The sequence below is a fragment of the Rouxiella sp. T17 genome, from assembly GCF_036663475.1.
Lineage (GTDB): Bacteria > Pseudomonadota > Gammaproteobacteria > Enterobacterales > Enterobacteriaceae > Rouxiella.
This window is the reverse complement of the sequence record NZ_JAWUEA010000035.1, coordinates 275,830-287,905: the sequence shown is the minus strand read 5'-3', so window position 1 is coordinate 287,905 and position 12,076 is coordinate 275,830. Positions and strand designations below refer to the sequence as shown.

Annotated in this window: 9 protein-coding genes and 1 pseudogene; all 10 read left to right on the top strand. The window is 53.6% G+C overall.

Annotated features, from left to right (window positions below; translation table 11 throughout):
• Window positions 1-8: 8 nt before the first annotated feature.
• The 10 genes and pseudogenes from rsfS (at window position 9) to SC206_RS14690 (ending at window position 12,064) form a co-directional block, all read left to right on the top strand.
• Window positions 9-326, top strand: a complete 318-nt coding sequence (gene rsfS / locus SC206_RS14730; protein WP_332738173.1) for a ribosome silencing factor — start codon at window positions 9-11, stop codon at window positions 324-326.
• 3 nt (window positions 327-329) lie between these two features.
• Window positions 330-800: a 23S rRNA (pseudouridine(1915)-N(3))-methyltransferase RlmH gene (rlmH, locus tag SC206_RS14725; RefSeq protein WP_332738172.1), complete on the top strand. Its 471-nt coding sequence runs from the start codon at window positions 330-332 to the stop codon at window positions 798-800.
• 42 nt (window positions 801-842) lie between these two features.
• The gene (gene mrdA / locus SC206_RS14720) at window positions 843-2,747 is read left to right on the top strand and encodes a peptidoglycan DD-transpeptidase MrdA (protein ID WP_332738171.1); all 1,905 of its coding nucleotides are present in this window, start codon (window positions 843-845) and stop codon (window positions 2,745-2,747) included.
• 6 nt (window positions 2,748-2,753) lie between these two features.
• Complete coding sequence (gene mrdB / locus SC206_RS14715) at window positions 2,754-3,866, top strand: peptidoglycan glycosyltransferase MrdB (RefSeq protein WP_332738170.1); 1,113 nt, start codon at window positions 2,754-2,756, stop codon at window positions 3,864-3,866.
• Between the two features lie 9 nt (window positions 3,867-3,875).
• Complete coding sequence (gene rlpA / locus SC206_RS14710) at window positions 3,876-5,033, top strand: endolytic peptidoglycan transglycosylase RlpA (protein ID WP_332738169.1); 1,158 nt, start codon at window positions 3,876-3,878, stop codon at window positions 5,031-5,033.
• 422 nt (window positions 5,034-5,455) lie between these two features.
• A complete protein-coding gene (gene dacA, locus SC206_RS14705) occupies window positions 5,456-6,667 on the top strand; it encodes a D-alanyl-D-alanine carboxypeptidase DacA (RefSeq protein ID WP_332738168.1) in 1,212 nt (403 codons plus the stop codon).
• 121 nt (window positions 6,668-6,788) lie between these two features.
• Window positions 6,789-7,052, top strand: coding sequence for a DUF493 family protein YbeD (gene ybeD, locus SC206_RS14700; RefSeq protein ID WP_009636895.1), 264 nt, complete (start codon window positions 6,789-6,791; stop codon window positions 7,050-7,052).
• A 91-nt stretch (window positions 7,053-7,143) separates the two neighbouring features.
• A complete protein-coding gene (gene lipB, locus SC206_RS14695; RefSeq protein WP_332738167.1) occupies window positions 7,144-7,824 on the top strand; it encodes a lipoyl(octanoyl) transferase LipB in 681 nt (226 codons plus the stop codon).
• 490 nt (window positions 7,825-8,314) lie between these two features.
• A pseudogene (locus SC206_RS22085) lies at window positions 8,315-8,440 on the top strand (ESPR domain-containing protein); the annotation flags it as partial.
• Window positions 8,441-8,455: 15 nt separating this feature from the next.
• Entirely contained in the window at window positions 8,456-12,064 is a 3,609-nt protein-coding gene (locus SC206_RS14690) for a YadA family autotransporter adhesin (RefSeq protein WP_332738166.1), read from the top strand.
• Window positions 12,065-12,076: the final 12 nt, after the last annotated feature.

The following is a 12,076-nucleotide window of genomic DNA, read 5'->3' as shown; positions in this document are numbered from 1 at the left end:
GGGAATCTTTGCAAGGTAAAGCGCTCCAAGAATTCGTTATCGACAAAGTCGATGACCTCAAAGCTCAGGACATCGTGGCTATCGATGTGGCTGGTAAATCAAGCATCACTGACTGCATGGTCATCTGTACCGGCACGTCAAGCCGTCACGTGGTCTCTATCGCGGGTCACCTGGTTGAAGAAGCCAAGGCCGCAGGCCTCGACGCTCACGGTATCAAAGGCATTAACGAAGCTGACTGGGTTGTCGTCGACCTGGGTGAAGTTATCGTTCACGTGATGCAGGAAGAAAGCCGCGTGCTGTACGAACTTGAGAAACTTTGGGGTTAATTAGTGAAGCTGCAACTTGTCGCCGTGGGCACAAAAATGCCCGATTGGGTGCAAACTGGCTTCACCGATTATCTTCGCCGTTTCCCAAAAGATATGCCGTTCGAACTGATTGAAGTGCCCGCAGGTAAACGCGGGAAAAACGCCGATATCAAACGCATTCTCGAAAGAGAAGGCGAGCAGATGTTGTCGGTGGTAGGAAAAGGCAATCGCATTGTTACGCTGGATATTCCGGGCACGCCCTGGGAGACGCCACAGTTGGCCCAACAGCTTGAGCGCTGGAAGCAGGACGGCAGAGATGTCAGCTTGCTGATTGGCGGTCCTGAAGGGCTGGCACCAGCATGTAAAGAGGCTGCGGTTCAGAGCTGGTCGCTCTCGCCGCTGACGCTGCCACACCCGCTGGTTCGGGTTCTGGTTGCTGAAAGCCTTTATCGTGCCTGGAGTATTACCACTAATCATCCGTATCACCGCGAGTAAGCGGTTGGTCAATATCAGCAGCACAGTGAACTAAGTAGTGGGATGAAAATAGATCGTAACCCTTTTCGCGACTATACGGCTGAATCAGCCCTGTTTGTGCGCCGTGCACTGGTGGCGTTTTTCGGCATTCTGCTGCTTAGCAGCATACTGGTTTACAATCTATATACCATTCAGGTGGTGCGTTTTCAGGATTATCAGACCCGATCCAACGATAACCGCATCAAGCTGGTGCCCATTGCGCCAAGCCGTGGGATCATCTACGACAGAAACGGCACGCCGCTGGCGCTTAACCGCACCATCTATCAACTCGAGATGATGCCGGAAAAGGTCGACGACGTGCAGGCTACGCTGGCTGCGCTCACGCCTATTGCCCAACTTACGCCTGAAGATCTCGACAACTTCGTCAAAGAACGCAAGCGCGCGCGACGCTTTACCTCCATTCCGATCAAAGTCGGACTGACCGAGGTTCAGGTAGCGCGCTTTGCGGTCAACCAATTCAATTTCCCGGGCGTTGAAGTCAAAGGCTATCAGCGTCGCTATTACCCTTATGGTTCAGCCCTGACCCACGTGATCGGCTATGTTTCAAAAATTAACGATCGCGACGTTGAAAGGCTCGACAAAGACGGTATTCTTGCCAACTACGCCGCTACGCACGACATCGGCAAGCTGGGCATCGAACGCTATTACGAAAGCACGCTGCACGGCAAAACCGGCTATGCCGAGGTCGAAGTCAACAACCGTGGCCGCGTGATCCGCCAACTGCATGAAGAGCCGCCGCAGGCTGGTAAAGACATTACGCTGACCCTCGATTTGCCGTTGCAGACTTACATTGAAGAGCTGCTGAAAGGCAGTCGCGCCGCCGTGGTGGTGACCGACCCGCGCGACGGCAGCATTCGCGCGCTGGTGTCGAATCCGAGCTATGACCCGAACCTGTTTGTCGACGGCATCTCCAGCAAAGAGTACAACACGCTGCTGAATGACCCCGACCGGCCGCTGATTAACCGCGCGACGCAGGGTGTCTATCCGCCTGCCTCGACGGTGAAACCGTATGTTGCCGTATCTTCGTTGACGGCGGGCGTGATTACTCGCAACACCTCGCTGTTTGACCCGGGCTGGTGGCAGCTTCCCGGCTCCGACAAACGCTATCGTGACTGGAAACACTGGGGTCACGGGCGACTTAACGTCACCAAAGCGCTGGAAGAGTCGGCCGACACCTTCTTCTATCAGGTGGCCTATGACATGGGTATCGATCGCATGTCAGAGTGGATGTCCAAATTCGGTTTCGGCCAATATACCGGCATCGATCTCTCGGAAGAGCGCAACGGCAACATGCCGACGCGTGACTGGAAGATGAAACGTTTTAAAAAGCCGTGGTATCAGGGCGACACCATTCCGGTTGGCATCGGCCAGGGTTACTGGACCGCAACGCCGATTCAGAACATGAAGGCGCTGACCACGCTGATTAATGATGGCAACGTGAAAACGCCGCACCTGCTGCTCAGCACGCAGGATGGCCTGACTAAAGTGCCGTATAAACAGCAGGAAGTGGCGCAGATTGGCGATATTCACTCCGGCTATTGGGAGCTGGCGAAAGACGGCATGTTCGGCGTCGCCAACCGCTCCAACGGAACGGCCAGAAAATACTTTATGGATGCGCCTTACAAGGCGGCGGCAAAATCGGGTACCGCGCAGGTTTATGGCCTGAAGGCCAACGAAACCTACAACGCGCACAAGATTGCCGAACATCTGCGTGACCACAAGCTGATGAACGCCTTTGCGCCTTATGACCACCCGACCGTCGCGGTTAACGTGGTGCTCGAAAACGGCGGTATCGGCCCTGCGGTGGGCACCATTACCCGACAGATTCTCGACCATATTTTACTGGGCGACAATAAGACTATATTACCGGCCGAAGCCCCTGCTCCGCCCGGCATCGAAGGTGATTAACCAATAATGACTGAAAGCCAAAAACAAGGGTCGCTGTGGCACAAGATGCACATCGATATTACGCTGCTGCTCATCGTGTTGGCGCTGCTGGTTTATAGCGCGTTCGTGATTTGGAGCGCCAGCGGTCAAGACGTCGGCATGATGGAGCGCAAGCTCGGCCAGATAGCGGGCGGGCTGGTGATTATGCTGGTGATGGCGCAAATACCGCCGCGTGTGTATGAAAGCTGGGCGCCTTATCTCTATATATTTTGCGTGTTCCTGCTGGTGCTGGTTGATGCCTTCGGACAGGTCAGTAAAGGCGCACAGCGCTGGCTCGACCTTGGCGTGGTGCGTTTTCAGCCGTCGGAACTGGCAAAAATTGCCGTGCCGCTGATGGTCGCGCGCTTTATCAATCGCGATATCTGCCCGCCTTCGTTGAAAAACACCGCCATCGCGCTGGTGCTGATTTTTGTGCCGACGCTGCTGGTTGCCGCGCAGCCTGACCTCGGTACCTCAATCCTGATTGCCGCCTCCGGGATTTTCGTGCTGTTCCTGTCCGGCATGAGCTGGAAACTGATCGCCTGCGCCGCTGTGCTGGTCGCCGCCTTTATTCCGATTTTGTGGTTCTTCCTGATGCACGACTATCAGCGAGATCGCGTAATGATGCTGCTCAACCCCGAAAGTGACCCACTTGGCGCGGGTTATCACATTATTCAGTCGAAAATTGCTATCGGCTCCGGCGGTTTCTCCGGCAAGGGATGGCTGCATGGCACCCAGTCACAGCTCGAGTTTCTGCCCGAACGTCACACCGACTTTATCTTCGCCGTATTAGCCGAAGAGCTGGGTCTGGGTGGCGTATTGGTGCTACTCGGTCTTTACTTATGCCTGATTACCCGCGGATTGGTGATTGCCGCCAAGGCGCAAACGACCTTCGGACGCGTGATGTCGGGAGGGTTAATGTTGATATTCTTTGTTTATGTCTTTGTTAACATTGGTATGGTGAGTGGTATAGTCCCTGTGGTAGGCGTTCCTTTACCTCTGGTCAGCTACGGAGGTTCGGCGCTCATCGTGCTGATGGCTGGGTTTGGTATCGTGATGTCGATACATACTCATCGAAAAATGTTATCGAAAAATTTATAGGGGTGAGTGATGCGCAAGCAGTGGTTAGGGATGATTATCGCCGGGCTGTTATTGAGTGCCTGTACAACGCCAGACAATCAACCGCAGCAGGCTGCGCCAGAGCCCGCCTATAACGGGCCGGTGGTCGAGATTGGCGGTGCCGATCCGGTTTACGAGCAGCCAAACGCCAACGCGAATAACGACTACAGCGCCAACGGCAACAGCTACAAGGTTATCCGTGACGCCTCGCGCTTCACCCAAACCGGCACCGCAACGTGGTACGGCACCGAAAGTGGCAGCAACGTCACTGCCAGCGGCGAAGAGTTTGATGCCTCCGCGATGACCGCCGCGCACCCTACTCTGCCTATTCCGAGCTACGTGCGCGTCACCAACCTCGCCAACGGCCGCATGCTGGTGGTGCGTATTAACGATCGCGGTCCGTTTACCTCCGACAAAATTATCGACCTGTCGAAAGCGGCCTTCGATCGTCTGAATCTGACCAACAGTACGCGCGTCAAGCTCGACATTATCAACGTCGCGCCAGACGGCACGCTCTCAGGTCCGGGCACCATTGGTACGACGGTTGCCAAGCAAACTTACGCCCTGCCTTCGCGCCCAAGCCTGGGTGCAAGCGACATGGGCACGCCGATGCAATCGGCACCTCCGGCCATCGGCGCGGCGGTTCGTCCTATCGACAACAGTACGCTTCAAACCCAAAACGATGACGACAACGGGAATGGCGATGCGTCGAGTGCGTCCGCGTCAAACGGTGGCGGCGGCTTCCTGCAAGCTCCGAAACCTCTGCCTTCCGGCGTACTCGAAAGCAGTGAACCGGCCGCCGAAGAAAGCGGCAGCTCGTACAGCACGGCCGCCGTTGCTGCTGCACCGGTCGTCGCAGCACCTGTCGTTGCTCCGCGCGCGGCTCCTGCTCCACGCCAGTCTGCCCCCGTTGCCGGTGGCGGTTACATGGTGCAGGTCGGTGCGTTAAGCAATCCACAAAACGCCGATCTGTGGCAGAAAAGCCTGAGCAAGCGTTTTTCCGTGCCGGGTAAAGTACAAAATAATGGCAGCAACTATCGCGTCCAGTTAGGCCCGTTCAGCAGCCGCCAGCAGGCCACCCAGCTGCAACAGCGCCTCGCCAGCGAAGCCCAGCAGCAGTCGTTCGTGGTACCCGCCTCCTCGATGTAATGGGTCTTTTTTGAAGTTTTTAACTCTAATATCGATACTTGGCACTTCCCCAAAGTCATTGGCGTTGTAGCAAGGTGGCAAGGAAGCGAATGCCGATGAGCCTACATAAGTAGGTGATTCGGCTGAGCTGACGCAGCCAACGCCGTTACAGCGTCAAGGGCGAAGGGGAAGAATAAGTAGGTGATTCGGCTGAGCTGACGCAGCCAACGCCGTTACAGCGTCAAGGACGAAGGGGAGGAATAAGTAGGTGATTCGGCTGAGCTGACGCAGCCAACGCCGCTAGAGCGTCAAGGACGAAGGGGAAGCTGTAAAAATTGGTAAATAGACCAGTGTAATAGTATTCGCAGATGTCTGAATGTGTCTGTTCTGCTATAGTGTGGCACGTTTTTTAATTCACTTTCACGGATGTTGTCGTCTTAATCATGAAACTTGCCTCTCCTACCCGTTTAGCCAAAGGCATTGCACTTGGCACCGTCATTACGTTGAGTTCCGCGTCCGCCGCGTTTGCCGACGATATTAATCTGAAGACAATGATCCCGGGCGTTCCGCAAATTGATGCCGAAGCCTATGTTCTGATGGATTACAACTCCGGCAAAGTATTGGCAGAAATGAACGCCGATACCCGTCGCGACCCTGCCAGCCTGACCAAAATGATGACCAGCTACGTCATCGGCCAGTCGATTAAAGCCGGAAAAATCTCGCCGACCGACATGGTTTCCGTCGGTAAAGACGCGTGGGCAACCGGCAATCCGGTGTTTAAAGGTTCATCGCTGATGTTCCTGAAGCCAGGGGATCGTGTGGCAGTTTCCGAGCTTAATCGCGGCATTATTTTGCAATCGGGTAACGACGCCTGCGTTGCCATGGCTGACTATGTTGCCGGCAGCCAAGACGCCTTCGTTGGCCTAATGAACAATTACGTCAACGCGCTGGGCTTGAAAAACACTCACTTCAATACCGTTCACGGCCTCGACGCAGAAGGGCAATTCAGCTCCGCGCGCGACATGGCGCTGATCGGTCAGGCGCTAATCCGCGACGTGCCGGAAGAGTATGCGACCTACAAAGAGAAAGAGTTCACTTTCAACAATATTCGTCAGATGAACCGTAACGGCCTGCTGTGGGATTCCAGCCTGCAAGTTGATGGCATTAAAACGGGTCACACCAACTCTGCCGGTTATAACCTCGTTGCCTCCGCGACCGAAGGCCAGATGCGCCTGATTTCAGCCGTACTTGGCGGTCACACGCAAAAAGGCCGTGAAACAGAAAGTAAAAAGCTGCTGACCTGGGGCTTCCGCTTCTTCGAAACGGTTGCACCTTTGAAAGCCGGTAAAGAGTTTGCTTCCGAGCCGGTATGGTTCGGCGACAGCGATCGCGTTGAGCTCGGCGTAGACAAAGATGCCTACCTGACGATTCCACGCGGCCGCATGAAAGATCTGAAAGCCAGCTACGTGTTGAATAACACCGAGCTGCACGCACCATTGCAGAAAAATCAGGTAGTTGGCAGCATCAACTTCCAGCTTGATGGCAAAACTATCGACCAGCGTCCTTTAGTCGTCTTGAACGAAGTTAAAGAAGGCGGGTTCTTCAGCCGCATCGTCGATTATATTAAACTGATGTTCCATCATTGGTTTGGCTAAAACGCCGCGTGTAGGGGTTGAAAAAGTGCACGTTGACCCCACATAAAATATATAATTAGCTCCCGCTCAGGCGGGAGTTATAATTTATACAACTATTAGCAGTAACTACGCGGGAGTGCACATGAAAACCAAACTTAACGAACTACTCGAATTCCCCTGCTCATTCACCTACAAGGTAATGGGTCTGGCGCAGCCCGAGTTGGTTGACCAGGTTGTGGAAGTCGTGCAGCGTCACGCGCCTGGCGATTACAACCCGCAGGTCAAACCAAGCAGCAAAGGCAATTACCACTCAGTTTCAATTACCATTACCGCCACGCATATCGATCAGGTCGAAACCCTGTACGACGAGCTAGGTAACATTGAAATCGTGCGTATGGTTCTCTAAAGATAGAGAAAAACAGATCAGCGTAGCCTTGATAAGCTACGCTGATTTTCTTTGTGCCGCCTTCCTCTTTCAATGACGCCCTTTTCTTTCGATGAAGACAATTGCCGTGCAACGAGAAAAACTGCTAGAACGCGTTACCCTACGCCAGCTTGGCCTGCAACCTTACGAACCCGTCTCGCGTGCCATGCACGACTTTACCGACACCCGCACTGCCGAAACGCAAGATGAAATCTGGCTGGTCGAACACCCGAAAGTTTTTACGCAGGGTCAGGCCGGTAAAGCCGAACACGTGCTTTTTCCAGGCGATATTCCGGTCATTCAGAGCGATCGTGGCGGACAGGTGACCTATCACGGGCCCGGCCAGCAAATCATGTACGTGATGGTCGATATTAAACGCAGAAAAATCGGCGTGCGTCAGCTGGTCACCGCGATTGAACAAACCGTGGTGGATACTCTCGCCTCATTCGGCATTGAAGCTTATCCAAAAGCCGATGCGCCCGGCGTTTATGTCGACGGCAAAAAGATTTGCTCGTTAGGCCTGCGCATTCGTAAAGGCTGTTCGCTGCACGGTTTAGCGCTGAACATTGATATGGATCTCGAGCCGTTCCAGCGTATTAATCCTTGTGGTTATGCTGGCCTGCAAATGACCCAGGCGAGCCTCGAGAAACCGGGTATTACCGTCGATCAGGTGATGCCGGTGCTAGTCAAAGCCTTTAACAAACAGCTGGGCTATCATCAGGTAGATTATTCATTCGGATTACCTGAAGCATAATTTTCTAATAAAGACGCTGCCTCGTTAATAAGCGTAATTAATTTATTTGATTACGCTCATCTTTAATCCTCCCCTTAAAAACGCCTACCCTGCTGTTTTCTCTCGTTAAAAATAAAAAGCCAACAAGTTACGTTATTAAAGTAATATCTAAAAGACCATTAATATAAATTGGAAAATTATAACAAAACCAATCTAAGCAAATTCCTAATTTATTTTTTATCTCAACTTTATGATATTGGTAATATTTATCCTTAACGCTGCGTAAAAAACCCGAAATCCTTCGATAAAATAAAAGATAAATGTTGTTTTTGAAGTGACCTTATCTATATTGATAATTCAATAAGATCATCTCTTTCCTCCAATAAAAATAGATTCATCTTTTAGCTAAAAAACTACTGAAAATTTCTCTGTTGCAGGTATTGCTTTAATGACGACGTTTTTTTGATGGCGATAATAAATCGCCCATATAAACTTTACTCGGGAAAATAAAATGAATGCGACCTTCAAAACCGTCTGGAATGCTGCTCGTAGATGTTGGATCGTCGCTTCTGAAATGGCCCGAAATTTTGGTAAAAGATCGCCTATAAAAAAACTGCTCATTATTGGACTGCTCACGGCAGGCGGGGCTGGTATGTCAGCATCCGTTTTTGCCTTGGGCATCACTCATATTGCCGCCGATGGTTATTTAAATATTTCAGGTGGCTTGAGCTCGCCCGCTCTTTCTACCGATGCCGCCGGTGGCTCAGGACCGCTTTCATCGAATACCACTTACGGCATAGGTTTAGGGTCGCTGGCTTATGGTTTTTGGGGCAGTGTTGCAGTGGGCGACATCGCACAAAGCTATGCTCTTCAAGGAACTGCGCTCGGCGTTAACGCCAGAATCGATCCCGGCATTGGGACCATAACCTCCATCGGTCCGTCTTCCAACGCCGTGGCGCTTGGCAGTAATAGCACCATTCGAAGCTCGGTATCCGGCATTGGTGTTGGCTATCTTTCTTCAGTTACCGGATCGGCGCAGGGCGTGGCGATCGGTGAATCGGCTTTGGTCAATAATGCCACCGGCGGCGTGGCAATCGGTAGAAGCGCGACTGTTAATGGTTTTGCCAACTCGATTGCCCTCGGCGCTGGCTCGACGGCTACTGCCGCAAATGTGCTCTCGGTGGGTTCACCTACGCTTCAACGGCGAATCACCAATGTTGCACCCGGAACGCTGGTCGCGGCGGGCACCGACGCCGTAAATGGCGGCCAACTCTTTACGACTAATAATAATCTTACGACCACTAATACTAATCTTGCAGCTACCAATACGAGTCTCGCCAATACCAATACCAGCCTTGCGACGACTAATGCGAATCTCGCCACCACGAATAATAACGTTACGACGGTAACTAATTCTGCTGCAACCAATGCGGCCGGACTGGTGACTACAAACTCCAATCTTGCGACCACCAATAATAATGTTACGGCCGTTACTAACACGGCGGCGACAACCAACACCGCGTTGGGCGTGACCAATACTAATCTCGCGAATACCAATACCAGCCTTGCAACGACTAATACCAATCTTGCCGCCACGAATAATAACGTCACCGCCGTAACCGCAACTGCGGCAGCCAATACGGCAGGTTTAGCGACCACTAATACGAATCTTGCAACGACCAATACCAATCTTGCGAATACCAACACCAGCCTCGCGACCACCAACACCAATCTCGCCGCCGTCACCACTTCGGCAGCAGCCAATACGGCAGGTTTAGCGACCACCAATACGAATCTTGCAACAACTAATACCAATCTCGCGGATACCAATACCAGCCTCGCGACCACCAATAATAATCTTGCGACAACCAACAACAATGTCACTGCCGTAACCGATGCGACCACGACCAATACGGCCGATCTCGTCACCGCCAACACCAATCTTGCTACCGCTAATACGCGTGCGGCACTGGCCGGGAATAATCTTGCTGCCGCGTTGGGCGGCGGCGCAACTTTTGACGCGGTAACCGGCGGCATTAGCGCGCCAAGCTACGTGCTGAACAGCTCGGCGGGCGGGACGTTTAATAATGTCGGGTCCGCCCTCGGCGCGCTGGATACCGGCATCATTAACAATACCTCCAGTATCGCCGCGCTAAACGCAGGTACTGGCGGCTTGGTGCAGCAGGCCGCGCCCACGTCGGACATCACCGTCGGCGCTAATTCCGGCGGTGCCAATGTCTCTCTTGCCGGTTCGACGCCTGCGACCGCGACCCGTAAACTGACTAACGTCACCGCCGGTGATATTGCCAGCGCCACCAGCACCGACGCCGTAAACGGCGGCCAGCTTTTTACCACTAATACTAATCTTGCAACGACTAATACGAACCTTGCGACCACCAACACCAATCTCGCCGCCGTCACCACTTCGGCAGCCACTAACGCAGCCGGTTTGGTAACCACCAATACGAATCTCGCGGATACCAATAATAATCTAGCGACGACAAATACCAATCTCGCGACTACCGACAGTAACGTTACCAATGTAACGGCCGGTCTTGCTACGACCAATACCAATTTGAATACCGCCAATACCCGCGCGGCGGCGGCCAATACCGTCATTGCCAATGCCTTCGGCGGCGGCGCAACTTTTGACGCAGCAACCGGCGGCATTAGCGCGCCAAGCTATGTGTTGAACAGCTCGGCGGGCGGGACGTTCAATAATGTCGGCTCGGCGCTCACCGCGCTGGACACTGGCATCATCAGCAACACCTCCAGCATCGCCGCGCTAAACGCAGGCACCGGCGGGCTGGTTCAGCAGGATCCCGTCTCGCAAAATATCAGTGTCGGCAGCGCAAGCGGCGGCGATCAGGTTTCAGTTGCCGGATCGGGCGGCACGCGAAAATTAGTCGGCGTCACCGGCGGAAACGTGGCGGGCGGCAGCACAGAAGCCATTAACGGCGGCCAGCTGTTTAGCGCCAACAGCAGCATCGCGGCAGCGTTGGGTGGCGGATCGATTCTTAATCCAGACGGCACGTTAACGTCACCCAGCTATTCATTATCCAGCACCGGAAATACCACGCCTTACAGCAATGTCGGCTCGGCATTGATAGCCCTCGATGCTGGGATCAGCGGCGGCACTGTCGGTTTGGTTCAACAATCGACGTCAACCTCCCCTGTCACCGTCGCGGCGTCAAGCGCGGGAAATGAGGTCAATTTCAGCGGCACGGCGGGCACCCGCACCTTGACGGGCGTCAGTAATGGCGCGGTAAATGCCACCAGCACAGAGGCCGTAAATGGCGGCCAGCTCTACATCGTCAACCAGCAGGTGACGCAAAATACCGGTGATATTTCTACCTTGCAGTCAAATATTACCGGCGTGATGACGGGCACCAGCGGCATCGTAACTCAGGCCGCGGCTACCGATAAGGTGCTGGTCGCCAGTAAAACGGGAGGCACAACGGTCGATGTCAGCGGGACTGACGGCACTCGTGTAATAAGCGGCGTAAGTGACGGCATTGCTGACAGCGACGCCGCAACCATCAGACAAATCAGGGCGTTACAAGTCGCACTCCCGACGGCACCAAGCTCCTCAGGCTCAAGTATTGTGGTTAACGGCACGGGGTCGACCACGGCCAGCGGCGCAAATTCGGCGGCGTTTGGCAGCAACGCCTCCGCAACGGGAAGTAACGCGCTTGCGATTGGAAACGACAGCAGCGCATCCGGCAGCGACAGCTCTGCAATAGGCCGAAGCGCCACCGCCTCCGGTGAAAGCAGCACGGCGTTAGGCGTTAATAGTCGCGCAACGGCCACTAATTCGGTGGCATTAGGCGCAAATTCGGTTGCCAGCGAGGCAAATACGGTATCGGTAGGTTCCATAGGCAATGAAAGGCGCATTACCAACGTCGCGCCGGGAATTAATGACACCGATGCTGTTAACGTCGGCCAATTGAATAAAGGCTTATCCGATATTCAAACCTCTAATAACCGATCTTTCCGCCAGCTTGATAAACGTATAGATAATCTGGAAGACAAATTAACCGCAGGCGTGGCGTCGTCAATGGCAATGGCCGGGATCCCGCAAGCCTATCAACCTGATTCCAGCCTGGTCGGCGCGTCTATTTCAGGCTATCAAAATCAGCAGGCGATTGCCGTGGGCGTTTCGGCTATTTCGCCTAACGGATTGTGGATAACCAAGCTTCAGGGCAGCGGAAATACCCAGAGTGATTTTGGGATGTCAGTCGGCATCGGTTATCAGTGGTAATGGCTCCCAAAA

Coding starts and splice junctions, on each gene's coding strand:
- mrdA (WP_332738171.1), top strand. CDS start 843: ATGAAAATAGATCGTAACCCTTTTCGCGACTATACGGCTGAATCAGCC.
- mrdB (WP_332738170.1), top strand. CDS start 2,754: ATGACTGAAAGCCAAAAACAAGGGTCGCTGTGGCACAAGATGCACATC.
- rlpA (WP_332738169.1), top strand. CDS start 3,876: ATGCGCAAGCAGTGGTTAGGGATGATTATCGCCGGGCTGTTATTGAGT.
- dacA (WP_332738168.1), top strand. CDS start 5,456: ATGAAACTTGCCTCTCCTACCCGTTTAGCCAAAGGCATTGCACTTGGC.
- ybeD (WP_009636895.1), top strand. CDS start 6,789: ATGAAAACCAAACTTAACGAACTACTCGAATTCCCCTGCTCATTCACC.
- lipB (WP_332738167.1), top strand. CDS start 7,144: ATGAAGACAATTGCCGTGCAACGAGAAAAACTGCTAGAACGCGTTACC.
- SC206_RS14690 (WP_332738166.1), top strand. CDS start 8,456: ATGTCAGCATCCGTTTTTGCCTTGGGCATCACTCATATTGCCGCCGAT.